This window comes from Achromobacter sp. NPDC008082 (genome assembly GCF_042957345.1).
In the GTDB taxonomy this organism is placed as follows: Bacteria; Pseudomonadota; Gammaproteobacteria; order Burkholderiales; family Burkholderiaceae_B; genus Achromobacter; species Achromobacter kerstersii_A.
The window spans coordinates 1,400,673-1,425,542 of record NZ_JBIBIB010000001.1 but is presented as its reverse complement, the minus strand read 5'-3'; the positions used below and the strand labels follow the sequence as shown (position 1 = coordinate 1,425,542).

General features: G+C 65.2%; 27 protein-coding genes. 10 read left to right on the top strand and 17 right to left on the bottom strand.

Annotation, left to right across the window (positions count from 1 at the left end; translation table 11 throughout):
• The 3 genes from ACFZAI_RS06420 to ACFZAI_RS06410 are packed head-to-tail and all read left to right on the top strand — an operon-like array spanning position 1 to position 2,643.
• Positions 1–1,167 (top strand): branched-chain amino acid ABC transporter permease, encoded by a 1,167-nt coding sequence (locus tag ACFZAI_RS06420; RefSeq protein ID WP_391566119.1) that lies wholly within the window; start codon positions 1–3, stop codon positions 1,165–1,167.
• A complete protein-coding gene (locus ACFZAI_RS06415) occupies positions 1,160–1,945 on the top strand; it encodes an ABC transporter ATP-binding protein (RefSeq protein ID WP_391566118.1) in 786 nt (261 codons plus the stop codon). Before ACFZAI_RS06420 ends, ACFZAI_RS06415 begins: the two co-directional genes overlap by 8 nt.
• On the top strand, positions 1,933–2,643 hold the full coding sequence (locus ACFZAI_RS06410; protein WP_054422492.1) for an ABC transporter ATP-binding protein: 711 nt from the start codon (positions 1,933–1,935) through the stop codon (positions 2,641–2,643). The genes ACFZAI_RS06415 and ACFZAI_RS06410 overlap by 13 nt, the downstream gene beginning before the upstream one ends.
• A 72-nt stretch (positions 2,644–2,715) precedes the next feature.
• Here the strand turns inward: ACFZAI_RS06410 and ACFZAI_RS06405 are convergent, their stop codons facing one another.
• Both ACFZAI_RS06405 and ACFZAI_RS06400 read right to left on the bottom strand, forming a co-directional pair.
• Positions 2,716–4,275: an acetolactate synthase large subunit gene (locus ACFZAI_RS06405; protein ID WP_391566117.1), complete on the bottom strand. Its 1,560-nt coding sequence runs from the start codon at positions 4,273–4,275 to the stop codon at positions 2,716–2,718.
• A 201-nt stretch (positions 4,276–4,476) separates the two neighbouring features.
• The gene (locus tag ACFZAI_RS06400) at positions 4,477–5,499 is read right to left on the bottom strand and encodes an amino acid ABC transporter substrate-binding protein (RefSeq protein ID WP_391566115.1); all 1,023 of its coding nucleotides are present in this window, start codon (positions 5,497–5,499) and stop codon (positions 4,477–4,479) included.
• Between the two features lie 376 nt (positions 5,500–5,875).
• Here ACFZAI_RS06400 and ACFZAI_RS06395 point away from each other — a divergent pair, with 376 nt between their 5' ends.
• The 4 genes from ACFZAI_RS06395 (at position 5,876) to ACFZAI_RS06380 (ending at position 9,168) form a co-directional block, all read left to right on the top strand.
• Complete coding sequence (locus tag ACFZAI_RS06395; protein WP_391566114.1) at positions 5,876–6,901, top strand: Bug family tripartite tricarboxylate transporter substrate binding protein; 1,026 nt, start codon at positions 5,876–5,878, stop codon at positions 6,899–6,901.
• Positions 6,902–6,963: 62 nt separating this feature from the next.
• Positions 6,964–7,644, top strand: a complete 681-nt coding sequence (locus ACFZAI_RS06390; protein ID WP_391566113.1) for a 3-oxoacid CoA-transferase subunit A — start codon at positions 6,964–6,966, stop codon at positions 7,642–7,644.
• A gap of 10 nt (positions 7,645–7,654) precedes the next feature.
• Positions 7,655–8,341, top strand: coding sequence for a 3-oxoacid CoA-transferase subunit B (locus tag ACFZAI_RS06385; protein ID WP_391566112.1), 687 nt, complete (start codon positions 7,655–7,657; stop codon positions 8,339–8,341).
• Complete coding sequence (locus ACFZAI_RS06380; RefSeq protein ID WP_391566111.1) at positions 8,341–9,168, top strand: IclR family transcriptional regulator C-terminal domain-containing protein; 828 nt, start codon at positions 8,341–8,343, stop codon at positions 9,166–9,168. Before ACFZAI_RS06385 ends, ACFZAI_RS06380 begins: the two co-directional genes overlap by 1 nt.
• 7 nt (positions 9,169–9,175) lie before the next feature.
• Here the strand turns inward: ACFZAI_RS06380 and ACFZAI_RS06375 are convergent, their stop codons facing one another.
• From ACFZAI_RS06375 to ACFZAI_RS06350, 6 genes are all read right to left on the bottom strand, one after another.
• Entirely contained in the window at positions 9,176–10,228 is a 1,053-nt protein-coding gene (locus ACFZAI_RS06375; RefSeq protein WP_391566110.1) for an L-threonylcarbamoyladenylate synthase, read from the bottom strand.
• A 15-nt stretch (positions 10,229–10,243) separates the two neighbouring features.
• Positions 10,244–11,434 carry a 5-(carboxyamino)imidazole ribonucleotide synthase gene (locus ACFZAI_RS06370; protein ID WP_391566109.1) on the bottom strand — a complete coding sequence of 397 codons (1,191 nt, stop codon included), beginning with the start codon at positions 11,432–11,434 and terminating at the stop codon, positions 10,244–10,246.
• Positions 11,435–11,439: 5 nt separating this feature from the next.
• Entirely contained in the window at positions 11,440–11,961 is a 522-nt protein-coding gene (purE, locus tag ACFZAI_RS06365) for a 5-(carboxyamino)imidazole ribonucleotide mutase (protein WP_391566108.1), read from the bottom strand.
• 105 nt (positions 11,962–12,066) lie between these two features.
• Positions 12,067–12,639 carry a disulfide bond formation protein B gene (locus ACFZAI_RS06360; RefSeq protein WP_391566107.1) on the bottom strand — a complete coding sequence of 191 codons (573 nt, stop codon included), beginning with the start codon at positions 12,637–12,639 and terminating at the stop codon, positions 12,067–12,069.
• A 10-nt stretch (positions 12,640–12,649) separates the two neighbouring features.
• On the bottom strand, positions 12,650–12,808 hold the full coding sequence (locus ACFZAI_RS06355) for a DUF5993 family protein (protein ID WP_175171445.1): 159 nt from the start codon (positions 12,806–12,808) through the stop codon (positions 12,650–12,652).
• 188 nt (positions 12,809–12,996) lie between these two features.
• The gene (locus ACFZAI_RS06350; protein ID WP_391566106.1) at positions 12,997–13,878 is read right to left on the bottom strand and encodes a phosphoribosylaminoimidazolesuccinocarboxamide synthase; all 882 of its coding nucleotides are present in this window, start codon (positions 13,876–13,878) and stop codon (positions 12,997–12,999) included.
• Positions 13,879–14,128: 250 nt separating this feature from the next.
• Here ACFZAI_RS06350 and ACFZAI_RS06345 point away from each other — a divergent pair, with 250 nt between their 5' ends.
• Complete coding sequence (locus tag ACFZAI_RS06345) at positions 14,129–14,584, top strand: GFA family protein (protein WP_342067024.1); 456 nt, start codon at positions 14,129–14,131, stop codon at positions 14,582–14,584.
• 110 nt (positions 14,585–14,694) lie between these two features.
• Here ACFZAI_RS06345 and fba read toward each other — a convergent pair whose 3' ends face one another.
• Both fba and ACFZAI_RS06335 read right to left on the bottom strand, forming a co-directional pair.
• Positions 14,695–15,759, bottom strand: coding sequence for a class II fructose-bisphosphate aldolase (gene fba, locus ACFZAI_RS06340; RefSeq protein ID WP_391566105.1), 1,065 nt, complete (start codon positions 15,757–15,759; stop codon positions 14,695–14,697).
• Between the two features lie 206 nt (positions 15,760–15,965).
• A complete protein-coding gene (locus tag ACFZAI_RS06335; RefSeq protein WP_391566104.1) occupies positions 15,966–16,865 on the bottom strand; it encodes an SMP-30/gluconolactonase/LRE family protein in 900 nt (299 codons plus the stop codon).
• A gap of 305 nt (positions 16,866–17,170) precedes the next feature.
• On the opposite strand from ACFZAI_RS06335, the gene ACFZAI_RS06330 reads away from it, so the two are divergent.
• Complete coding sequence (locus ACFZAI_RS06330) at positions 17,171–18,472, top strand: dicarboxylate/amino acid:cation symporter (protein WP_391566103.1); 1,302 nt, start codon at positions 17,171–17,173, stop codon at positions 18,470–18,472.
• 88 nt (positions 18,473–18,560) lie between these two features.
• Entirely contained in the window at positions 18,561–18,938 is a 378-nt protein-coding gene (locus tag ACFZAI_RS06325) for a hypothetical protein (protein WP_391566102.1), read from the top strand.
• Positions 18,939–18,971: 33 nt separating this feature from the next.
• On the opposite strand, the gene ACFZAI_RS06320 is transcribed toward ACFZAI_RS06325, so the two are convergent.
• From ACFZAI_RS06320 to ACFZAI_RS06290, 7 genes are all read right to left on the bottom strand, one after another.
• Positions 18,972–19,406 (bottom strand): hypothetical protein, encoded by a 435-nt coding sequence (locus ACFZAI_RS06320; RefSeq protein WP_391566101.1) that lies wholly within the window; start codon positions 19,404–19,406, stop codon positions 18,972–18,974.
• A 126-nt stretch (positions 19,407–19,532) separates the two neighbouring features.
• Positions 19,533–20,075: an MOSC domain-containing protein gene (locus ACFZAI_RS06315; RefSeq protein WP_391566100.1), complete on the bottom strand. Its 543-nt coding sequence runs from the start codon at positions 20,073–20,075 to the stop codon at positions 19,533–19,535.
• A 41-nt stretch (positions 20,076–20,116) separates the two neighbouring features.
• Positions 20,117–21,316 carry an alpha-D-ribose 1-methylphosphonate 5-triphosphate diphosphatase gene (locus ACFZAI_RS06310; protein ID WP_391566099.1) on the bottom strand — a complete coding sequence of 400 codons (1,200 nt, stop codon included), beginning with the start codon at positions 21,314–21,316 and terminating at the stop codon, positions 20,117–20,119.
• Between the two features lie 2 nt (positions 21,317–21,318).
• A complete protein-coding gene (gene phnL / locus ACFZAI_RS06305) occupies positions 21,319–22,038 on the bottom strand; it encodes a phosphonate C-P lyase system protein PhnL (RefSeq protein WP_391566098.1) in 720 nt (239 codons plus the stop codon).
• A gap of 2 nt (positions 22,039–22,040) precedes the next feature.
• Positions 22,041–22,817 (bottom strand): phosphonate C-P lyase system protein PhnK, encoded by a 777-nt coding sequence (gene phnK / locus ACFZAI_RS06300; RefSeq protein WP_391566097.1) that lies wholly within the window; start codon positions 22,815–22,817, stop codon positions 22,041–22,043.
• Positions 22,814–23,758: an alpha-D-ribose 1-methylphosphonate 5-phosphate C-P-lyase PhnJ gene (locus tag ACFZAI_RS06295; protein WP_391566095.1), complete on the bottom strand. Its 945-nt coding sequence runs from the start codon at positions 23,756–23,758 to the stop codon at positions 22,814–22,816. The genes phnK and ACFZAI_RS06295 overlap by 4 nt, the downstream gene beginning before the upstream one ends.
• Positions 23,755–24,870, bottom strand: a complete 1,116-nt coding sequence (locus tag ACFZAI_RS06290) for a carbon-phosphorus lyase complex subunit PhnI (protein WP_391566094.1) — start codon at positions 24,868–24,870, stop codon at positions 23,755–23,757. The genes ACFZAI_RS06295 and ACFZAI_RS06290 overlap by 4 nt, the downstream gene beginning before the upstream one ends.

The window sequence follows — 24,870 nt, the reverse complement described above, 5'->3', positions numbered from 1 at the left end:
ATGCAGAAACTTCTACCCGTCGTGACGCTGCTGGCGCTGGCCGCGTTTGCCTGGAGCGGCAGCGACTACTACACCGGGCTGGCGATCAAGGTCATGATCTACGCCATCTTCGCGCTCAGCCTGCAACTGCTGGTGGGCGGCGCGGGGCTGGTCAGCCTGGGACACGCCGCCTTCTTCGGCATAGGCGCGTATGTGGCCGCGTTGTTGTCGCCGGAATCCGAGGCGGCCAGCCTGTGGTGGCTGCTGCCCGCGGCGCTGCTGGCGGCCGCCGCCTATGCCGTGGTGACGGGTGCGCTGGCGCTGCGCACGCGCGGCGTGTATTTCATCATGGTCACGCTGGCCTTTGCGCAAATGGCGTACTACGTGTTCCACGACACCAAAGTCGGCGGCGGCAGCGACGGCATCTATCTGTACTTCCGGCCCGAGCTCGCCTTGGGCGGCTGGACGCCTTTCGATTTAAGCAACGCCACCACGTTCTACTTCTTTGTGCTGGCTTGCCTGGCGCTGACCTGGGGCTTTCTGGCGCTGCTGCGGCGTTCGCCCTTTGGGGCGGCGCTGGCGGGCATACGCATCAACGAACAGCGCATGCGGGCGGCAGGGTATTCGACGTATCCCTACAAGCTGACGGCCTACGTAGTGGGCGCCACGCTGGCCAGCTTGGCGGGCTTTCTGTTTGCGCTGAAAGACGGCTTTGTCACGCCGGAATTATTGGCGTGGGAGCAATCGGGCCTGGTGTTGCTGATGGTGATTCTGGGCGGCATGGCCAGCCTGGGCGGCGCGGTGATTGGCACGGTAACGCTGGTGCTGATGCAGGAGTTGTTCCAGTCGCAGGCGCTGTTTGGCGACTATGCGCGGCATTGGCATCTGCCCTTGGGGGTGGCCATCATTGCGCTGGTGGCGTTGTTGCCGAACGGCATCGCGGGCCTGCCGGCGCAATGGCGCCAGCGCCGTGCCGCGCGTGGCGCGGGCCTGCCTGCCGCGGCTGTCGCACCTGTCGCGCCTGTCGCGCCTGTCGCGCCTGTCGCGCCCGTCGCGCCTGTCGCATCTGCCGCATCTGCCGCATCTGCCGCGGCGGCCACTTCCGCCACGTCTGCCGCGCCCTCGACCCGGGCGCAAGCGCGCGCCACCGCCGCCCGCCTGCCCATTCAAGGAGAGCCCCATGTCTGACGTCTTGCTTGCCGCCGCCGATGTCACGCGGCGCTTCGGCGGCCTGACCGCCGTCAATGGCGTATCGCTGGGCTTGGCGCGCGGCCAGGTGCATGCCGTGATCGGCACCAATGGCGCGGGCAAGTCCACGCTGATCAACATCCTGTCGGGCGAACTCGCGCCCAGCAGCGGACACGTCATGCTGGGCGGGCGCGACATCACTACGTGGCGCCAGCCCGAACGCGCGCGCGCAGGGTTGGGCCGCAGCTATCAACGCTCTACCCTCTTTCCCGAACTTTCCGTGTTCGAAAACTGCCGGCTGGCGGCCCAGGCCGGACGGCAGCGCTTCTGGCATTGGTGGCGTTCGGCATCCGACTGCCGGCGCAGCGCCGAACTGGCCCGGCATGCGCTGGAACGCACGGGCCTTGCCGACGACGCCACGCGGCTGGCCGGCCTGCTGCCGCATGGCCGCAAGCGCCAATTGGAAATCGCCATGTGCCTGGCGGGCGAACCGCAGGTGCTGCTGCTGGACGAGCCGCTGGCCGGTATGGGCCCCGAAGAAACCGATCGTATTCTGGACCTGCTGCAAACCTTGAAGGCGGGCCACGCCATTCTGCTGGTGGAGCACGATATGGATGCGGTCTTTCGCATCGCCGAAACGATCACCGTGATGGTCAACGGCACCGCCATCGCCAGCGGCACGCCCGCAACCATCCGCGCCAATGCCGACGTGCGCACCGCCTACCTGGGCGAAGACACCGGCGCTGCCCACGAAGGAGCCGCAGCATGCACGCACTGATCGAAGCAGGCGGACTGCATGTGTACTACGGCGCAAGCCATGTGCTGCGTGGGGTGGACATGCACATCGCGCCCGGTGAATCGGTGGGTCTCGTCGGACGCAATGGCATGGGCAAGACGACGTTGATCCGCAGCCTGATGGGGCAAGTGAAAAGCGCGCAAGGGCAGGTGCGGGTCAGCGGCCGCGATTGCACGCGCGCGCAGCCGCACACGATTGCGCGCATGGGCTTGGCCTATGTGCCAGAGGGGCGCGGCATCTTTCCGAATCTGAATGTGCGCGAAAACCTGCAAGTGGCCGCGCGCCCCGGCGTGCGGGGCGGGCAGGACTGGACGTATGCGCGCGTGCTGGACACGTTTCCGCGCCTGCGTGAACGGCTGGGGCATGGCGGGCAACAGTTGTCGGGCGGTGAACAGCAAATGCTGGCCATCGGCCGCGCGCTGATGACCAACCCTGACCTGCTGATTCTTGACGAAGCCACCGAAGGGCTGGCCCCGCTGATCGTGGCCGAGATCTGGAAGATCATTCGGCAGATTCGCACCACGGGCATGTCCACGCTGATCGTGGACCGCAATTACCGCGCGGTGCTGGAACACACAGACCGCTGTCTGGTGATGGAAAAAGGCGTGATCGTGCAAGATGGCGACAGCGCGTCGCTGGCCCGGCAACCCGAGCAGCTGACACGCTATCTGGGCGTGTAGCGAACGCCGCGCGCAGCGCGGGCGGCTCGCCCCACGCGTCCGCATGCGGGCGCGGGGCGAACCCTGCCCGCCTTAGATCACCGCTTCGATCAGGAACGGGCCACGGCGCTTCAGGCCGTCGGCCAGCGCGCGTGCAAACCCTTCAACCGTATCCACGCTGACCGCTTCCACGCCCATGCCGCGCGCCAGATGCGTCCAATCCAGATAGGGTTCTTCCAGGTCGAGCATGCGGCGCGCGTTACGGCCCGGTTCTTTCACGCCCACGTTTTTCATTTCGCCGTGCAGCGTGGCGTAGGAACGGTTGGCCAGAATCACCGTCAGGCAATTCAGGTTTTCGCGGGCCTGCGTCCACAAAGCTTGCAGCGTGTACATGCCGCTGCCGTCCGCCTGCAAGGTGATGACCTTGCGGTCCGGGCACGCCACGGCGGCGCCGGTGGCCATCGGCAGGCCAATCCCGATGGCGCCGCCCGTCAGCATCAGCCAATCGTGCGGGGCGCTGCTGGCGCTGTAGATTGGGAATTCGCGGCCTTGCGTGATGGACTCATCGCACACGATGGCCTGTTCGGGCAAGGTGTGCGCGACCAGAATGTTCACGGCGGCGCCGGTCAGCTTGCCCGAGGACGGCACTTCATAAGCCGCGGCCGGCGTGGCCAGACGCGGCGCGTCGGCGGCGATGCCAAGCTCGTCCGCCAGCCATTCCAGCGCGTGGGCCAAGTCCTGTTCCGCAGACGCCAGCACCACTTGATTGCTGTCCGGCGGCGCCAGCAGGCTGGGCTTGCCGGGGTACGCGAAGAAGCCGACCGGCGCCTTCGCGCCCGCCAGCACCAGGTGCTTGACGTCTTTCAGCTTCGCCACGGCCATGTCGATGGGATACGGCAGGCGGTCAACCGGCGTACGCGCACCGCCGCGTTCGATGCGGCGGTTGGACGTTTCCGACATCAAACGCACGCCGGTAGCGCGGGCGATTCGGCCGGCGGCGTTCAACGCGCGCTCGCGCAGCGCCGCGCCGCCCAGCATCAGCACCGCAACTTCACCCGAGCGGATCGCGGCGGCGGCCGCGCGCACGGCCTCGGCCGAGGTCTGCGCCAGCGGCGCGTCTTGCACCTGCACGGGCGCGGGCGATGCGTCAGGCAGATCGGTCCAGGCGGTGTCGGCGGGCAGGATCAGCGTGGCGATGTTGCCGGGCGACTGGCGCGCCACCCCGATGGCTTCGGCGGCATCGGCGGAGACGGCGGCGGCCGTCATCGTGCGCTTGACCCAGTGCGACATCGGGCGCGCCACGCCTTCGACGTCGCTGGTCAGCGGGGCGTCGTATTGCACGTGGTACGTCGCGTGGTCGCCCACAATGTTGACCATGGGCGTGCGGGCGCGCTTGGCGTTGTGCAGGTTGGCCAGGCCATTGCCCAGGCCAGGCCCCAGATGCAGCAGGGTTGCGGCCGGCTTGTCGGCCATGCGCGCGTAGCCGTCGGCCGCGCCCGTCACCACGCCTTCGAACAGACCCAGCACGCAACGCATCTTGGGCTTGCGATCCAAGGCCGCGACAAAGTGCATTTCAGACGTGCCGGGGTTGGCAAAGCACACGTCCACATCGTTGGCCAGCAAGGTATCGCAAAGACTGTCAGCGCCGTTCATGATTTTCCCTAGTCGTTTTCAATGGCGATGCGGGCGCATGCGCGCCCGCCTGATATGCATGATAGGTAGCGTATCCGCATCGCGATAGAGCCATTTCAGCTTGCGGACATGGAACCATTCCCGCAGCGTTCCGTCTGCCGGAATCATGCAATAAAAACGGCCCGCGCGGGGCGGGCCGATGCGGCGGTCAGCGTGGACCGGTCAGCGAATCGGCCACGGATACATGGCGCCGCCCTTGTTCCACAGCGCGTTCGTGCCGCGTTGCAAGCCCAGCTTGCTGTCTTTGCCGACGTTGCGTTCGAACACTTCGCTGTAGTTGCCCACGGCCTTGATGGCGTTGTAGGCCCACTTTTCATCCAGGCCCATGTTCTTGCCCGCGCCCGGCGTCACGCCCAGGATGCGCAAGACGTTGGGGTTGTTGCTCTTTAGCATGTCGTCCACGTTCTTTTGCGTGATGCCGTATTCCTCGGCTTCCAGCAGCGCGAACAGCGTCCAGCGCACGATGCCCAGCCAGTTCTCGTCGCCCTGGCGCACCATGGGGCCCAGCGGTTCCTTCGAGAAGCGTTCGGGCAGAATTTCGAAGTCGTTCGGGTTGGCGACTTGGGTTGCGCGCACGGCGGCCAGTTGCGAGGCGTCGTCAGTGAAGGCGTCGCAGCGGCCCGACTCAAAGGCGCGGACCACTTCGGTCACCTTGTCGATCACAACGGGCTTGAATTCGATGTTGTTGGAACGGAACCAGTCGGCCAGATTCAGTTCGGTGGTGGTGCCCGGCTGCACGCAAACCGTGGCGCCATTCAATTCCTTGGCGCTTTTCACGCCCAGCTTCTTGTTCACCAGAATGCCCTGGCCGTCATAGAAACTGGCCGCAACGGCGGACAGGCCCAGCGAGGTATCGCGCGTCTGCGTCAGCGTTACGGTGCGCAGCAGCACATCGACTTCGCCCGATTGCAGCGCCGTGAAGCGTTGCTGGGTGGACAGCGCGGTGCCTTTGAATTTGCTTGCGTCACCGAAGACGGCGGCGGCCACGGCGCGGCAGATGTCCACGTCCATGCCTTCCCATTCGCCCTTGCTGTTGGTGGCCGAGAAACCGGAGACGCCGTCGGTCAGGCCGCACTGCACGAACCCTTTTTTCTTCACCGCATCCAGCGTGGGGCCGGCCACGGCGGCCTGGGACGCGCAAGCCAGCGCCAATGCGCCGGCTGCAAACAAGATAGACCGCTTCATTGCTGCTTCTCCTGAAAGGGATGGCCGGGAGGCTTGTAAGCCGGCGCCGGCTGAAAACCGGACCCTGTTTTGCTGGGCCGCTCGCCAGATTAAGCGATGTCCACGGCGTGAACAACGCGATGCGGCCTAGTGAAAACCCGAGGCGTGACAAGTTTGCAAGCGTTCCGGGTTTGTCCGGTGATCGAACTTAATCAGACTGATTCACCCCTTGGCGCGCCGCCCTGCGTGCCATACTTTTTTCGCGTCAATGTCCGATCTACGGCATTGCCGCGAACCCCGCGCGGCACCGCCGCAACATCTTAAAAACGCCGAGCGCGCCACAAAAAAAACCCGGGCGCGCATCGATAGTCGGCCGATTCATGGAGGAGACAAATCCATGGCACATGCAGTCACGTCGCAGCCTCGCCGCCACGCCGCCCCGCGCCGTCTGGCCCTGAAAACCGTGTTGTGGTCCGCGCTGGCGGCAGCCGGCATGCTTGCCGGCCCCACCGGCCCCGCCTATGCGGCCGATGACTGGCCTTCCAAACCCATCAAGATCATCGTGCCGTATACGCCGGGCGGGTCTACCGACATCGTGACCCGCATCGTGATGGAAAAGCTGGGGCCGCGCTTGAAGCAGACGATCATCGTTGAAAACAAACCCGGCGCGAACAGCAGCGTGGGCTCGGCAATGGCGGCCAAGTCGGACCCCGACGGCTACACCTTCCTGTCCATCCTGCCGGCCTACATCATCAACTTCCACCTGTACAAGCTCAACTATGCGCCGGCCGACCTGACGCCGGTGGTGCAGATGGCCGACCTGCCGCTGTTCCTGTTCGTGTCCGAAGACCTGCCCGTGAAAACGGTGGCTGATCTGGTGGCCTATGGCCGCAAGCACCCCGACAAGCTCACCTACGCCTCCAGCGGCAATGGCTCCAGCGCGCACCTGACCGGCGCCGACTTCGCCTTGCAGAACAAGCTCACGATGACGCACGTGGCCTACAAGGGCAGCGCGCCGATCCTGACTGACCTGCTGGGCGGACGCGTTTCCATGGTGTTCGACCCCATCCTGGTGCCCATGCAATACGTGAAGCAGAACCGGCTGAAGGCGCTGGCGTTCACCGGCAAGGAACGCTGGCCCACCGAACCCGGCATTCCCACCATGGAAGAGGCCGGCATGCCCGGCTTCGTGACGGGCTCGTGGGCCGGCCTGATGGCGCCGGCCGGCACGCCCAAGCCGATCATCGAACGCATGGCGCGCGAGATCAGCGAAATTGTGAAGGAGCCCGACGTGAAGCAGAAGTTCGTGGATGCCGGCTTCCTGCCAGTCAGCGGCACGACGGCGCAATTCGCAGAACTGATGAAGACCGACTCGGCGCGCTACGCCGAAATCATCAAGCAGGCGGGCATTACCGTGAATTGAACGCGCGGCGGGCGCTGACGCGGCTTGAACGCTGCGCTGGCGTCCGCCCCCTCGGAGTCATCATGATCAATAAATTCATCGACACGCCTGACGACGCCGTCGCAGATATACACGACGGCGCCACGGTGCTGATCAGCGGCTTTGGCGGCGCGGGCATGCCCACCGAACTCATCCACGCGCTGATCGCCCAGGGCGCGCGCGAACTCACGGTAGTCAGCAACAACGCCGGCAATCACGAAACGGGGCTGGCCGCGCTGATCAAGGCGGGACGCGTGCGCAAGGTGATCTGCTCGTTTCCCAAGGCGTCGCACTCCTGGGTGTTCGACGACTTATACCGCCGCGGCGGCATCGAACTGGAATGCGTGCCGCAAGGCACCATTGCCGAACGGCTGCGCGCGGCGGGCGCGGGGCTGGGCGGCTTTTTCACGCCCACCGCCTACGGCACGGAACTGGCGCAAGGCAAAGAAACCCGCATCATCAACGGGCGCGGCCACGTGTTTGAAACGCCGCTGCATGGTGATTTTGCGCTGGTCAAAGCCGACCAGGGCGACCGCTGGGGCAACCTGACTTATCACAAGAGCGCGCGCAACTTCGGCCCCATCATGTGCATGGCGGCCAAGACCAGCATCGTGCAGGTGCGCGCCAAAGCCGAGCTGGGCGAGCTTGCGCCCGAAGCCATCGTCACGCCGGGCATTTTCGTCAAACGCATCACCGAGGTGGCCCACGCCGCCTTCTCCAGCTGAAGGAATCCGCATGACGCTTTCCCCGACGCCTCGCCCGCAGCCCTCCGGCCCTTGCGCGTATCACCCCCTGACCCGCGACGCCATGGCGCGCCGCCTGGCCCGGGACATTCCCGATGGCAGCTACGTCAACCTGGGCATCGGCATGCCGGTGCTGGTGGCGGCCCATCTGCCCGATGACCGCGAGATCGTGCTGCACAGCGAAAACGGCATCCTGGGCATGGGCCCGCCGCCGTCCGACGACGCCATCAACCTGGATCTCATCAACGCCGGCAAGCAACCCGTGACGCTGCTGACCGGCGGTTCGTACTTTCACCACGCGGATTCGTTCGCGATGATGCGCGGCGGCCATCTGGACATCTGCGTCATGGGCGGCATGCAAGTCGCGGCCAATGGCGATCTGGCCAACTGGTCGCTCGCCAAACCCGGCGAAGCCCCGGCCGTGGGCGGCGCGATGGACCTGGCGGTGGGCGCGCGCAGCGTGTTCATCATGATGGAGCACAACAGCAAGAACGGCGATCCGAAGATCATTGAACGCTGCACCTATCCGCTGACGGGCGCAGGCGTGGTGGACCGCATCTACACGGACCTTGCCGTCATCGACGTCACGCCAGAAGGTCTGGTGGTTCGGGATATGATCGACGGCATGACGCTATCCGAACTGCAATCGCGCACGGGTGCACCGCTGCACGCACGCTGATGCTGCCCAACCTGCCTCCGCCTGGTTACGCCGCGCCGCTGGCCGCGGAGGATCACCCAGATCAGTTCCGTGGCGATCCCGATTACATGCTGACCTTGGCGCGCGGCCTGCATGTGATTCGCGCGTTCGGCACACGCCGCCATCCGCAAACCGCCGCCGAACTGAGCCGGCGCGCGGGGCTGCCGCGTGCGGTGGTGCAGCGTTGCCTGCATACGCTGGTGCTGTTGGGCATTGCCGAGCAACACGGCCGGCTGTTCGTGCTGACGCCTCGCATTCTAGGCCTGGGGTACGCGTACTTTTCCTCCACGCCATTCGTATCGCTGGCCCAGCCTGTGCTGGAAGAACTAAGCGCCACCGTCAACGAAACCTGCGCGCTGGCCATCATGGAAGGCCATGAAATGCTGTACCTGGCGCGTTCCGAAGTGAACCGCCTGCTGGCCACATCCATGGGGCTGGGCAGCCGATTGCCCGCCTACTGCACGTCGATTGGCCGCGTGCTGCTGGCGCAATTGCCCGAACCGGCGCTGGCGCGCTATTTCGCTGCGACCGATTTGCAGCCCTATACGGAATTCACGCTGATCACCGAAGCGAAACTGCGCGTGGAACTGGAACGTATCCGCGAGCAGGGCTACGCGGTTGTCGACCAGGAATTGGAATTGAATGTGCGGGCGATATCGGTGCCCGTGCGTTCCGCCAGCGGCAAGGCCTGCGGCGCGGTGAACGTCAGCGTCAAAGCGGCCAGGGTGCCGTTGACGAGATTGACGGACGAGTTCTTGCCGCCGTTGCGGCAAGCGGTGGAAAGGATCGGGGAATTCTTGGTGGCGTGAAGACGGATCACAAATCCGTCGTATCCAACGTGAACGCCGCCGCCGCGCGGCCGATGCGGTCATTGACCGCGTGCCACTCATCTGTTGCCGGTGGCGCTTGCACGATGATGCGCGCATAGCCCTGTTTATCCAGATCGCGCAGCAGGCCGTACAAGGCTTGCGCATAACGCGCCGGGTCCGCAAGAACAGGGTGCCATTGCAAGCGTGGGTCCAACGACGCAGGCTTGTCCCCATACGCCACCACGACCACCTTGCCTGCCGGCAAGTTCCGGCCCAGCGCCACGTCTTGCAGGCGCGCGTCGGAAGCCAACTCCAGCGGCGTGCGCGGCGCGTAGTGCGCTTTCAGCGTGCCGGATGCGCGCGGTGCGGCGGCGTCCGGCGCAAACACCTGCACGCCCAGCACCGCTTCGATTTGCGCCGCGCTGATGTGGCCCGGGCGCAGCAGCACGGGGCCGGCGCCGCGATCCAGGCGCGATAGATCCAGAATGGTGGATTCGATACCCACTTCCGATGCGCCGCCTTCCAGCACGGGCATGCCGGCCGCGACTTCGTCAGGGAATTCGGTCTTCACATGCTCGGCACGCGTGGGCGACACCTGGCCGAACTTGTTGGCCGATGGCGCAGCCACGCCGCCCTGCCCGTTCGGCTTGCCTGCCGCAAACGCCTTCAGCAGCGCCTGCGCCACCGGATGCGACGGGCAGCGGATGCCGATGCTGTCCTGCCCGCTGCTTACCGTGTCGACGATATGCGGCGCGCGCTTCAGGATCAGCGTCAACGGACCGGGCCAGAACGCGTCGATCAGCAGGCGCGCCTCGGGCGGCACTTGCGACGCCCAATACGACACATCGCCATCAGGCGCGATGTGCACGATGACGGGATGGTTCGACGGGCGGCCCTTGGCCGCGTAGATCTTCGCCACCGCCCGCGGGCTTTCCGCATCCGCGCCCAGGCCGTACACGGTCTCGGTGGGAAAGGCGGCCAGCTCGCCGTCCAGCAAACGTTGGGCGGCGCGGGCAATCTCCGCGGCGTTGGCGGAATCAGGCGGGGGCAAGGAAGACATCGGGATCGTCGCGGGTTACTCGGGGGCTTGCATGCCCAGCGCGGCGGCCACGCGGGCGGCATCGCTACGGGCTTGTTCCAGCGTGGGCGCCACGATGGTGATGTGGCCCATCTTGCGGCCACGGCGCGCGTCACGCTTGCCGTACAGATGCAGCTTGGCCGTGGGCACCGCCAGCGCGGCGGCCCAGTCGGGTTCGCGCTGCGTGGTGGCGGAGTCGGACGCATACCAGATGTCGCCCAGGATGTTCAGCATCACGGCCGGCGCCATCAACGCGGCGCTGCCCAGCGGCAAGCCGGCCATGGCGCGCGCCTGTTGTTCAAACTGGCTGGTGACGCAGGCGTTCATCGTGTAATGGCCGCTGTTGTGCGGGCGCGGCGCGATTTCATTGACGATCAGGCTGCCGTCCTTCAGTACGAAGAACTCCACGCACATCACGCCGTGGTAACCCAGGCCTTGCGCGATGGCTTTTGCTGCATCGGTGGCGCGGGCCTGCCGTTCGGCGTGCGCCGCATCCGATTCCACGGGCGCGGCGGTGGACACCGCCAGGATGCCATCGCGGTGCACGTTGCGCGCCACGGGGAACACCACGGTCGCGCCATCAAAACCGCGTGCAATGACCACCGAGATTTCGTAGTCCAGCGGCATCAGCGCTTCCAGCACGCACGCCACGCCGCCGAACTCGGCAAACGCCGCCAGCGCTTCGTCACGCGTGTTGATGCGGGCCTGGCCCTTGCCGTCATAACCCAGACGGGCCACTTTCAGAATGCCGGGAAACAGCGCGTCGGACGCGGCGCGCACATCGGCTTCGCTGCGGATGGCGGCGTGCGGCGCGACGGGAATGCCTTGCGAGGCGATGAAGGTTTTTTCAGCGATGCGGTCCTGCACGATGGCCACGGCGTCGGCGGCCGGGCTCACGCGGCAGCGCGTGGCCAGCGTGCGCAGGCTGTCGGCAGGCACGTTCTCGAATTCGGTGGTGACGGCTTGGCAGGTCTGCGCCAGCCGGGCCAGGCCGGCTTCGTCATCGTAGGCGGCCTGGATGTGCAGGTCGGCCACCATGCCGGCGGGACATTCGTCGGCCGGGTCCAGCACCGCAACCTTGTAGCCCAGGCTTTGCGCCGCGTGGCAAAACATGCGGCCCAGTTGGCCGCCGCCCAGCAAACCCAGCCAGCCGCCGGGAGCAATCATGAAAGAAGTCGATTGAGTCATACGGATCAGGCCTCGGGCGGAACCTTCATGTCGCGCGCGGCTTGCGTCTGGCGCGCGCGGAAGGCCACCAGCTTCTTGTGCAAACCGGCATCGGTGCCCGCCAGCGTGGCGATCAGGTGCAGCGCCGCGTTGGCCGCGCCCGCTTCGCCGATGGCGAAGGTGGCCACCGGCACGCCCTTGGGCATTTGCACGATGGACAAGAGCGAGTCTTCGCCGCGCAGGTACTTGGACGGCACCGGCACGCCGAACACCGGCACTTCGGTCAGCGCCGCCATCATGCCCGGCAAGTGGGCCGCGCCACCCGCGCCGGCGATGATGCCGCGCAAGCCACGGCCGTAGGCCGCGGCGCCGTACTCGGCCATATCCTGCGGCATGCGGTGCGCGGAAATCACGCGCGCCTCGTAGGCCACGCCGAAGTCCTCAAGCATGGTGACCGCGTGCTTCATGACCTCCCAATCGCTGGAAGATCCCATAATCACGCCCACCACGGGGGTGGCCTCTGCCGCTGCGGAAGTCTTGGCTGTCATAACCGGTGTCAAAGAGGTAAGACCGCGGAAACCCGCCCGCGGAATGTCAAAGGACCGCGGAACGTATCCGCGAAACCCGGTATTTTACCCGGCGCGCGCGACAGGCTACGGCGTGGCCGAAGAAGGCAGCCACAGATAGGTGGTGGGGTCGTCCGGGCAAGGCCCGAAACCGCACTCCAGCGTGGTGCTGCCGACGTTGGCCAGGGTCATGATGAAAAACAGGGCCATGACCACTACGCCCACCACCGGCACAGGCTTTTTCAGCATGCTGTCGCCCCATTTGCGGTCGGCGGTTTGCATCAGGATGCTGAAAACGATGATGGCGGCAAATGCGATGAACGCCCAGGTATAGAAGTGCATGCCCAGAAAGGGCGAGCCATAGCCCGGGTCGCCCGGCGCCATGTGCAGCAGGATCTGCCGGCCAGAGGCGACCATGCCGCCCAGCGACGCCGCGATGCTCATCGCGTAGTGCATGGGCGATGGGCCCAGGCGCAGGTTCAAGAGGAAGCCCACGCCGGCCAGGATGAGCGCGACGCGTTGCAAGAGGCATAGCGGGCAAGGCAGTTCGTCATAGAGAATTTGCCAGGCGAACGCCATGCCCAGAATGCCGGTCACGCCCAGCAGCGCCAGGCCGTTCAGCACGCGCGAGCCGCGCGCCGGGTTGCGGGAGAACATCATTGCCCGGCCCTTACAGCGACAGCGCCAGCGGGCTGGTCATGTGGTGCTGGCACCAGGCGGCGAAGATCACCAGCGTCAGCACCCAGAAGGTCACGCACGGGCGGCGTTTGCCCGCCACGCCAAACCACACTGCGACCAATCCGGTCAGAAAAGGCAACATCATGATCATGCGGAAGGCTCCTGTCGTCGGACGTCCTGCGAAGGCAGCCGACGAGTATAGCGTAACAATCCGACATATTTCCTATCGAAAACCCCCTGTTCCATAGGCCGGATCGGGCGGCCAGAACCGCCGGCCAGTGGCGAAAAAAAACCCGCTCAACCGATGAGCGGGTTTTCTACAGCGTGGAGCTTGCCGGGTCAGGCGACCAGGCGGTCCAGCGCTTCGCGGTACTTGGCGGCCGTCTTTTCCAGCACGTCCTGCGGCAGGCGCGGCGCGGGCGGCGTCTTGTCCCAGGTTTGGGTTTCGAGCCAGTCGCGCACGAATTGCTTGTCGAACGACGGGGGGCTGATGCCCACGCGGTAGCCGTCAGCCGGCCAGAAGCGCGAGGAATCCGGCGTCAGCACTTCGTCCATCAAGTGCAGCGTGCCGTTGTCGTCCAAACCGAATTCGAACTTGGTGTCGGCAATGATGATGCCCTTGGTGGCGGCGAACTTGGCGGCTTCGGCGTACAGCTTGAGCGTCACGTCGCGGATGCGCTCGGCCATTTCCTGGCCGACTTCCTTGACCACGTGCGCGAAGTCCACGTTCTCGTCGTGCATGCCGAATTCGGCTTTGGCGGCGGGCGTGAAGATGGGTTCGGGCAACTGGCTGGCCTGTTGCAGGCCGGCGGGCAGCTTGATGCCGCAGATGGCGCCGGTGGATTGGTAGTCTTTCCAGCCGGAACCGATCAGGTAGCCGCGGGCAACCGCTTCCACCAGAATCGGCTTCAAGCGCTTGACGACGACGGCGCGGCCGCGCACCTGGTCAACTTCGTCGGGAGCCACCACGTCTTCGGGCTTCACGCCCGTGGAGTGGTTCGGCAGGATGTGGGCCAGCTTCTGCAACCAGAAATCGGTCAGCTCGGTCAGCACCTGTCCCTTGCCGGGAATGGGATCGTCAAGAATCACGTCGAAGGCGGAGATACGATCCGACGCGACGATCAGCAACTTGTCGTCGCCCACCGCGTACATATCGCGCACCTTACCGCGGCCCAGCAGCGGCAAGGACTTGATGCTGGATTGATGCAAAGCAGAAGTCACGGGAATGGCCTATGGCAAAAATGAAGATTCCCGCCTCGGGCAGCGCCAGGGCGGGAAGTAGAACGAAATTGGAAACTGCGCAGCCGACCGGGCGCTGGAAAGCGGGTCGTGCAAAGCGCATAGATTACTGCAAATAAGCCCGTCTTGCCGGGCGGCGGGCAGCGGGTTAGTCTGGCTGCGTTCCAACATGCGCGCCGACCGCGACCCGCGTTACGGCGCCCCCCAATACCCCTGGAGGAGACAACGTCGTATGCAGGATGCATCCCAAAAACGCCCGTCCCACGCTGACGCGCAGGTTCATCTGACGGGGGGATGCCAGTGCGGCGCCGTCCGTTACGCCGTCACGGATGAGCCCATCACCGCGGCCACCTGCCATTGCCGCGACTGCCAGTATTCCAGCGGCGGCGCCCCGGCCCATGCATTGATCTTCCCCGCCGGCTCGGTCACGATGCTGCGCGGCCAGGCGAAGGAACACCGCTACAAGGGCGACTCCGGCCACACCGTCATGCGCAGCTTCTGCGCCGCCTGTGGCACGCCGCTGTTCGGCGGCTCGGAAGGCATGGGGTACGAAGTGGTGCGCGCGGGGTCGCTGGACGACCCGGAAGCCTTCCACGCCAAAGCCAGCCTGTGGACGAGCTCGGCGCCGTCCTGGCACCACGTGGACCGCAACGTGCCGCACTTTCCCAAGAACGCGCCGGCGGGCTGAGGCGCCCCACCCTGCCTGCCGTCAGAAAAAAGGGGCGAGTCCGTTACGGACCCGCCCCTTTTCACTGCCAGCGCGCCACCAGAAGACGACGCGCCGAGAGCGTGATTGGCTTATTGCACCACTTGCGACAGCTTGCCCGACGCGTATTGCGCGGCGATGTCGGTCAGCGGCAGCGCCTTGATCTTGCTGGCGTTGCCGGCGGTGCCGAATTCCGTGTAGCGAGCCACACAGATCGCGCGGGCGGCGGCGCGGGCGGGCTTCAGGTATTCGCGCGGGTCGAACTTTTCCGGGTTCTCGGCGAAGAAGCGGCGGATCGCGCCGGTCATGGCCAGACGGATATCGGTGTCGATATTGATCTTGCGCACGCCGTACTTGATGGCTTCCTGGATTTCCTCGACCGGCACGCCGTAGGTTTCCTTCATGTTGCCGCCGAATTCACGGATCTCGGCCAGCAGTTCCTGCGGCACGCTGGAGCTGCCGTGCATCACCAGGTGGGTGTTCGGCAGGCGGGCGTGGATTTCCTTAATGCGGGAGATCGACAGGATGTCGCCGGTGGGCTTGCGCGTGAACTTGTAGGCGCCGTGGCTGGTGCCGATGGCGATCGCCAGGGCGTCCAGCTGCGTGCGGCGCACGAAGTCGGCGGCTTGTTCCGGGTCGGTCAGCAGCTGGTCCATGGTCAGCTTGCCGTCGGCGCCGTGGCCGTCTTCCTTGTCGCCTTCCATGGTTTCCAGGGAACCCAGGCAGCCGAGTTCGCCTTCAACCGTCACGCCCAGCTTGTGGGCGATGTCCACGACTTTCTTGGTGACGTCGACGTTGTATTCGTAGTCGGCGATGGTCTTGCCGTCTTCTTTCAGCGAACCGTCCATCATCACGCTGGAGAATCCCAGGTCGATGGCGCCTTGGCAGACCTTGGGCGACTGGCCGTGATCCTGGTGCATCACGACGGGGATGTGCGGATAGGATTCCACTGCGGCCTGGATCAGGTGCTTCAGGAAGCCTTCGCCCGCGTACTTACGCGCGCCGGCCGACGCCTGCATGATCACCGGGCTGTCGGTCTCCGCAGCGGCTTCCATGATGGCCTGGACTTGTTCCAGGTTGTTGACGTTGAAAGCCGGAATGCCGTAGCCGTTCTCGGCGGCGTGGTCGAGCAACTGGCGCATGGAGACTAGGGCCATGAGTGGTCCTCCTAAGTACTGTCTATGGAAAGATGGTTGAAGTCCTGCTGAATGGGGTGATTTTACGGGGGAATCGCTGAAAGGTCTTGCAACCGGCCGTATCCGGTCCATTCAGACGATGGCGGCGCGCTGCAATGGCTCGCGCGCCTCCCCCGCACGAGGGATGGACAAGGCGGCGACGGCCCCGTTTGAACCATCGCCCGCCGTCACGGCCGGCCAGCGTGCGGCACGTCGACCCGGGTCATCAGAATCCGGCCTTCGGGTTTGGCGCGGCGGTTGGCTTCGATGAAATCCGGCGCCGCGGCCATGAACAAGGTGCAGCCATCGGGGCCGCCTAACGCCGCGGCGAAGATGCCGAGTTCGCCGGTGTCGATCTGCTCAAGAATCTGGCCGCCGCGCGCGACCCGCACGATCCGCTTGCCGATGGCGTCCGCCACCCACACCGCGCCTTCCGCATCCAGCGCGCCGCCATCGGGGCCGATGGCCGACGCCGCGATCAGCACCGACAAGTCATCGCTGTCGGGCAGCGCGCCGAAGTTGGCCCAGTCGCGCCGGGGGCCCAGCGCCCCGTTGGCCAGAATGTCGAACTCGGAAATGCGGTTGCCGAAGGTTTCGTTGACGATCATCGTCTTGCCGTCGGGGGTGATGAACGAACCGTTGGGAAAGCACAGGCAGTCGGCCACCACTTGCGCCACGCCGTCCGTGTCCACCTTCACGAGCGTGGTTGTTGCGACCGGCTCGCCCGCCATCAGGTCAAAACCGAAATTGCCCACATAGGCCCGGCCTTCGGCATCCACCACCATGTCATTGATGGGGCCGCCCGTCAGCGCCGACAAGTCGGCATGCACGGCCAGCGTGCCGTCCTTCTCGCGGCGCAGCACCTTGCGGTCTTTCATGGATGAGATCAGCAAGCGGCCATCGGGCAGCCAGCCCAGGCCCGAAGGCTGCTGCGGCACGCGGCAGATCTGCTCGATCTTGCCGGCCAGATCCACGGCGATCACCTGCTCGGTATAAAAATCCGACGCCCACAGCCGGTCTTCGTGCCACCGCAGCCCTTCCAGGTACGTGTACCCGGACGCCAGCACGGACAATTCACGTTTCGGCATTGTCTTGTCTCCTATTTATCGCCCCCGGTCGGGGCCGGTTCTTATCGGTGCGCCCCTGGCCGTGAGAAGGCGCCGGAGAGCGCGTCCATTCTGGCATGGGCGGCAAGGAATCGTCACCCGATCCGTCCCCAAGCTGACAACTAACTGTCAGGTTTGCGGCGTTAACATCGCGCCCCAAGGGAAAACCCGCGCTCTCGGGTCCCTGGCATATCCGTCTCACCGGACCCCGTCCTGCCTCGCCCCATGCCGGCGGGCCGCGCCCCGAATGCGGGCCGAGCGACAGGTCCCTCGTTTCCGTTTTGATCATGAATACAAAGAAGCTGACGCGTTACATCGGCATCGCCATGGTGTTGGGCGTCCTGGTGGGCTACCTCTGCAATAAGACGGCGCAAGACGCGAAACATGCCGCGGAAATTGCGTCGTACTTCAGCCTGATCACCGACATCTTCCTGCGCATGATCAAGATGATCATCGCCCCGCTGGTGTTCGCAACGTTGGTCTCTGGCCTGGCCAGCATGAGCGACGCCAACGCCGTGGGCCGCATCGGCCTGCGCGCCATGATCTGGTTTATCGCCGCATCGGCGATCTCGCTCTTGCTGGGGCTGATGCTGGTCAACATCTTCCAGCCCGGCGCGCACATGAACCTGGCCATTCCGGATGCGGGCATCACGTCGGGCCTGAAGACGGGCGACTTCACGCTCAAGGCCTTTATTGCGCACGTGTTCCCCAAGAGCATCGCTGAAGCGATGGCCAACAACGAGATCCTGCAAATCCTGGTGTTCTCGCTGTTCTTCGGCGCGGCGCTGTCGTTCATTCGCAGCAAGGGCCACAACACGATCTACAACATGATCGATGATCTGGCCAAGATCATGTTCCGCGTGACCGACTACGTGATGCGCTTTGCGCCGCTGGGCGTGTTCGCCGCCATGGCCGCCGCCATCACCACCGAAGGCCTGGGCGTGCTGGTCAGCTACGGCAAGCTGATCGGTGAGTTCTATCTGGGCCTGGCGCTGCTGTGGGCCATTCTGTTTGGTGTTGGCTACCTGTTCCTGGGCAAGTCCACGCGCCGCCTGGGCGGGCTGATCAAGGAACCGACCCTGCTCGCCTTCTCTACCGCCAGCAGCGAATCGGCCTACCCCAAGACCATCGAAGCGCTGGAACGCTTTGGCGTGTCCAAGCGCATTTCGGGCTTTGTGCTGCCGCTGGGTTACTCGTTCAACCTGGACGGCTCGATGATGTATCAGTCGTTCGCGGTGCTGTTCATCGCGCAGGCTTACAACATCGAGATGAGCTTCTCGCAACAGCTCACGCTGCTGCTGGTGCTGATGGTGACGAGCAAGGGCATGGCCGGTGTGGCGCGCGCGTCGCTCGTAGTCGTGGCCGCCACCCTGCCGATGTTCCACCTGCCGGAAGCCGGCCTGCTGCTGATCATGGGCATCGACCAGTTCTTCGACATGGGCCGCACCGCCACCAACGTGGTGGGCAACAGCCTGGCCACCGCCGTCATCGCCAAGCTGGAAGGTGACCAAGGCGATCAGGACGAGCCGGCCGCAGCGGCCAGCCCGGCCGCCACGCTGAGCGTGGCCGAGGCCCGCGACAACGCTTGACCGGCGCGCGGCGGCGGGAGCAACATAGGAATCCCTGTTGCCACCCGCCAGCGCGTCGCGCTCCCGCGCCACGCGCTACCCGCATGCCATGACACCCCACCCCCTGCGCGGCATACTCGCGGCCCTGGCCGTGATGGCCGCCGCACCTGCCGCCCACGCCTGGACGCGCATCTCCTGCGACTTGAGCGGCACCGCTTCCACGCCCGCCGTCCAGATGCGTCAATACCGCACCGATGGCACGGAACTGTCTCAAACCACGTTCAAGTTGAAGGTCAAGTCGGCCGACATTCCGGACGGCGCGCGCGCCGATACCGATTGCACCGAATTTGTGGACCGCGAGATTGATGTGTCGCTGGACAACACGCCGCCCGGCCAGATCCGCAAGGGCCGCCCGATTACGCTGCGTTATCGCTACGATGAGTCGCTGGGGCAAAGCCTGGCGACGAAATTCGAGCTGGTCCGTTAAGACCAGCTCGATGCCGCGTTGCGGCAGATTTGCTTAGTCGTTGACCGAGCAGGACACCGGTGCGCCGTCTTCGAATTCGACGTCGTAGGTGTGGACCGGGTCCCAGGGCAACGTGAACCACAGTTCGTAGCCGTCGCCGTCTTCGTCGAACAGCCACAACGCGCGCAGCACGGCTTTTTCAGCCATGGCGTCCGCCGTTTCTTCTTGCAGCAGCTGGTCGTCTTCGATGCCCAGCTTCTTGTAGTGCTCGTACGAATAGTTATCCAGCAGGAACTCGGCCGCTGCCAGGATGTGATCGTCCAGATTGTCGATGATGCCCTTGACCACCTTGGACGCGCCGCTATCGGGTTCTTCGCCATCCGTCTGGATCATGACGTGAATGGGAGGACGCCCCTCGCCGGCAGGCACGTTTTCGGCCGCCCACAGATCGGGTTCTTCGGGGTCTTGGGTGAAATTGAATCGTGCCATCGCGCGCTCCGGAAGATGGGATAGCGAGCCGTGAAAGAGTCGGCTGCGCCTTAGGCCGTTACGCCATTTCGCCATTTAACCAGATGCGCGGCGGCCCGTCTGTGACTGCTGGCGATGTTTTTGCCCCTATACGCGTTCCAGCGGCCAATGCGGCAGTGCGGGCAGCTCGGTGCGGATGCTGTCGCCCGGGCTGACCGCCCCGCCCTCGATCACGATGCCCATCACGCCCGCCCGGCGTTGCAGGCTGCCATCGGGGTTGCGGCCCAGCACCGCGGCCGTCAGACCTTTCTGATAATGGTCCAATTGCACGCAGGGGTTGCGCAGGCCGGTGATCTCGACCACGGCGTCCGCGCCAATGCGCAGCCGCGCCCCACGCGGCAGCGCCAGTAAATCAATACCCCGCGTGGTGATGTTTTCGCCCATCGTGCCTTCGGCCACATTGAACCCGGCCAGTTGCAACTCGTCATGCAACTCTGCCTGAATCAGATGCACCTGACGCAGGTTGGGCTGCGTCGGGTCCGCCCGCACCCGGGACCGGTGTTTGACGGTGACGCCCAGATGCGCGTCCCCCTCTACCCCCAAGCCTTTAATCAACATGATCGTCGGCACGATCGGCTTGCTGAACGTGTGCGTGGCGCTCAGCGCCACGGCGGTCACGATCGGATGCATCGCGGTTCTCCAGGTAGGACAGAACGTGCGCCAACGCGCATTCAGGCCGCCACGCGCTGCGGCTCGCGTATCGCTGCCACCGGCGTGCGCGCCGGCAGATAGTGCGTGGAGAATACCAGCCGGCCAGCCGACCAGGTATGACTGATCAACGGCAAGCCGCCCACTTGCGCCACCGCCACCAGGTCCGCCCGCTGGCCAACGGCGATGCGGCCCCGATCCGTCAAGCCGCAAGCGTCGGCGGGGTTTGCCGTGACCAGCGCAATCGCCTGCGGCCACGTCAAGTCCGTCTGCGCCGCCACCGCGAATGCTGCGGCAATCAGCGTGGACGGCTGGTAGTCGGAACACAGGCAGCTGGCCACGCCCGCGCGGATGGCGTCGATGGCGCGCATCGACCCGCTCTGGCTCTGCCCGCGCAACACATTGGGTGCGCCCAGAATCGTCGGCAGCCCGCAGGACACCGCGGCGCGCGCCGTATCCAGCGTGATGGGGAATTCGCTCATCGCTACGCCCAGATTGCGCATCGTGGCGATGCGGTGGATGGAATCGTCATCGTGGCTGGCCGTGGGGATGCCGTGCGACTGCGCATGCGACAGCAAGGTTTCCACCCGCGTCACCGCGCCGTCTTTTGCACGCGTCTTGGCATTGGCGGCTTCTTCAGCCTGCTCGCGGCTCATCGCGTGGTTGCCCATCATGTATTGCAGATAGGATTCCAGCGTCTTGAACTGCCCCTGCCCTGGCGAATGGTCCATGACCGACAACAGGTCCACCGCGCCCTCGTCCATCAAGGCGCAAAGCACGGCTACCGAGGTCTCGTCCGTGACTTCGTAGCGGCAATGCACGCGGTTATCCACCAGGCTGTGCTGGCGGAACGCGCGCACCGTGCGCACCACTTCGGCCGCCGTCTTGTTGTTGCGCACGCCCCATTCATTGTTCGCGAACGACAGCGCGTGATAGGGCGTAGTGATGCCGGCCGCGGCGTTGCGGCGGTCAACCTGGGCCACCGCAAAGTCCAGCGGAAACAGCACGCGCGAACGCGGCTCGGCTTCCTTTTCGATGGCGTCGCAATGCAGGTCGATCAAGCCGGGCATCAGGGTCTGGCCTTGCAGGTCGATCACGCGGTCAGCCTGCGCGCCGTCGGGGTCAATAGCGACGATGCAACCGTCGTCGATCAGCACCGCGCTGTTTTCCAGGACGCGGTCGGGCATCAACACACGGGCGTTCGTCAGATACGTGCTTTGCATGATCACTCCAGGTCGGCCGTGGCGGGCTGCGCGGGGCGCAGCGCCAGGGTTTGGGTCGCGACGGCGTCGCGCACTTCTGCGTCGTGGAAGATGCCCAGCAGGCAACGGCCCGCGGCCAGCGCTTCGTGTATCAGCTGGATCACCACGCGCCGGTTGTCGGCGTCCAGCGACGCCGTGGGTTCGTCCAGCAACAGAATCGGGTGGCGGGCGATGAAGCCGCGCGCGATATTCACGCGCTGCTGTTCGCCGCCCGAGAACGTGGCGGGCGCCAGCCCCCACAGCCGCGACGGCACATTCAAGCGCTGCAACAATGCGCCGGCCTGATGGCGGGCGTCTTCCGCGTCCACCCCCGCCACGCGCAGCGGTTCGGCCACCACATCCAGCGCCGACACGCGCGGAATCACCCGCAGGAACTGGCTGACATAACCGATCACGTCGCGGCGCAGCGCCAGGATGCGCTGCTCGGGCGCGCCCACCAGCTCGACCCACTCGCCGTGGGCGCGCACGCGGATGCTGCCTTCGGTAGCCAGATAGTTGCCATACAGGCAGCGCAGCAAGGTGCTCTTGCCCGTGCCAGACGGCCCGGCCAGCACCAGGCAATCGCCCGCCGCCGCGTCGAAGTCCACCGCGTCCAGCACGGGCAGGCGGATGCCGCCCTGGTTATGCAGCGTGAACATTTTTCCGAGGCCTCGCACCTCGATCATGGGAGTGCTTGCTTGCATGGTCAGCTCTGCAAAATGGAAGACACCAGCAACTGGGTGTAGGGGTGTTGGGGGTCGTCAAGAATCTGATCGGTCAGGCCGCTTTCAACCACCACGCCGCCCCGCATCACCAAGGTGCGATGCGCCAGCAGACGCGCCACCGCCAGGTCATGCGTGACGACAATCGCGGCCAGACCCAGGTCCGTCACCAGTTGGCGCAACAGGTCCAGCAGGCGCGCCTGCACCGAGACGTCGAGCGACGCAGTGGGCTCGTCCATGAACACCAGACGCGGATGCGTGACAAGGTTGCGGGCGATCTGCAAGCGCTGCTGCATGCCGCCAGAAAACGAGACCGGCGTATCGTCCAGCCGGCCCACGTCGATCTCCATCTTTTGCAGCCAGTTGCCGGCCACATCGCGCAGCTCGCCGTAGTGGCGCTCGCCCACGGCCATCAGGCGTTCCGCGATATTCGCGCCCGCGCTGACCTGCATGCGCAACCCATCCCGCGCGTTCTGGCGCACGAAGCCCCAATCGGTACGCGCCAGCAGCCGCAGCCGGGCGCCTTGCAGCGCGGCCAGGTCAATGAAGCCCTGGTCGCGGGTGTCGTACCAGACGCTGCCCGCGTCCGGCTGGGTTTGATACGACACGGCCGACAGCAAGGTGCTCTTGCCCGACCCGGACTCGCCCACCACGCACAGCACTTCACCGGGGTAAAGATCAAAGCTGACGTCGCGGCAACCATGCACGCCGTCCCACGTGCGCGTCATGTTGCGCACGGATAGCAAAGGGTGGGATGTCATGCTGCGGCCTCGGGGTGGGGTTGCGCTGTGGGGGCGGCGGGTTTGGCTGAATGGTTGGGTTCGGCTTGATGGCCGGGTTTGCCTTGATCGGCTTGGCGATCGTTGCAGTACTCCGTGTCCGAGCACACAAAGCGGCGCGTGCCCGCGTCGTCCAGAATGATTTCGTCCAGATAGCTGTCGCGCGAGCCGCACAGGTCGCAGCACTCGGACCAGGTTTCAACCGTGAAGGGGTGGTCTTCGAAGTCCAGGCTTTTCACCCGCGTATACGGCGGCACCGCATACACGCGCTTTTCGCGGCCCGCGCCAAACAGCATCAGCGCGGGGCTGCCGTCCAGCTTGGGGTTGTCGAACTTCGGAATCGGCGACGGCCGCATCATGTAGCGATCATTGACGATGACGGGGTAGTCATACGTCGTGGCGATGTGGCCATGCTGCGCAATGTCTTCGTACAGCTTCACATGCATGCCGCCATACTCGGCCAGCGCATGCATCGTGCGGGTTTCGGTTTCGCTGGGCTCCAGCCAGCGCAGCGGCTCAGGAATCGGCACCTGAAACACCATCACCTGCCCTTCGCGTAACGGCGTTTCGGGAATGCGGTGGCGCGTTTGCACGATGGTGGCGGCCGGCGTGGATTCCGTTGTAGCCACGCCCGTCACGCGGCCAAAGAAGCGGCGGATGTTGATGGCGTTGGTGGTGTCGTCAGACCCCTGGTCAATCACCTTCAACACATCGTTCTGCCCGATGATGGCCGCGGTGACCTGAATGCCGCCCGTGCCCCAGCCATAGGGCAGCGGCATTTCGCGGCTGCCGAATGGCACTTGATAGCCGGGAATCGCCACCGCTTTCAGCAGCGCGCGGCGCAGCATGCGCTTGGTGGATTCGTCCAGATACGCGAAGTTGTAGTGGTCGTCGCGTTCAACCGTTGCGTGGGGTGCGTTCATGAGGAAACCGCCTCGTCCATCAGATCGTTGATTGCGTCCTGCGGCGCGCGGCGGTCGGCGCGCAGGCGGCGCAGCAATTCCAGATTGGCCTGGAAGTCCACGTAATGCGGCAGCTTCAAGTGCTGCACAAAGCCCGAGGCCTCGACGTTGTCGCTGTGATACAGCACGAACTCGTGGTCGTTGGCGGGCGAGTCGGCGCGTTCGCCCAGGTCTTTGGCTTTCAGGGCGCGGTCTACCAGCGCCATCGACATGGCCTTGCGTTCACCGTAGCCAAACGTCAGGCCGTAGCCGCGCGTGAACTTCGGGCCTTCGGCGGCGTTGCCGGCAAACTGGCTGACCATCTGGCATTCGGTGATGTCGATTTCGCCCACGGTGACGGCGAAGCCAAGCTCTTCGATATGCATCTCGACTTCCAGCGCGCCGTAGCGGATTTCCGCCGCGAACGGGTGCGTGTTGCCGTAGCCGCGCTGCGTGGAATAGCCCATCGACAACAAGAAGCCTTCATCGGCGCGCGCCAGGTTTTGCAAGCGGGCGGCGCGGGATGCCGGAAAGTCCAGCGGCTGACGCGTCAGGTCGAAGGGTTCGGGGTCGCCTTCCGGCACGGGCTCGGCGTCGATCAGCTCATCGTGCGCCAGCAGGTCGGTCACGCGCGGCATGCTGCTGTCCAGCGCTTCGTCGCCCGCGGGCAAGGCGTCGGCCTCGCGTTGGGCTTGCAGCGTGAAGTCCAGCAGGCGCTGGGTGTAGTCATAGGTGGGGCCCAGAATCTGGCCGCCCGGCACATCCTTGAACGTGGACGAGATGCGGCGCTGCAAACGCATGGCGCCCGTATCGATGGGCTGTGTGTAGCCGTAGCGCGACAAGGTCGTGCGATAGGCGCGCAGCAAAAACACCGCTTCGATCACATCGCCCGCCGCCTGCTTCAACGCCAGCGACGCCAGTTGCGGATCGTAAAGCGAGCCCTCGGCCATCACGCGCGATACCGCCAGCGGCATCTGTTCACGAATCTGGTCCAAGGTCAGTTCGGGCACCTCGCGGTCGCCGCGCCGGTAGTCGTCCAGCATGCGGTAGGAATTCAGGATGGCGCGTTCGCCCCCTTTGACGGCTACATACAT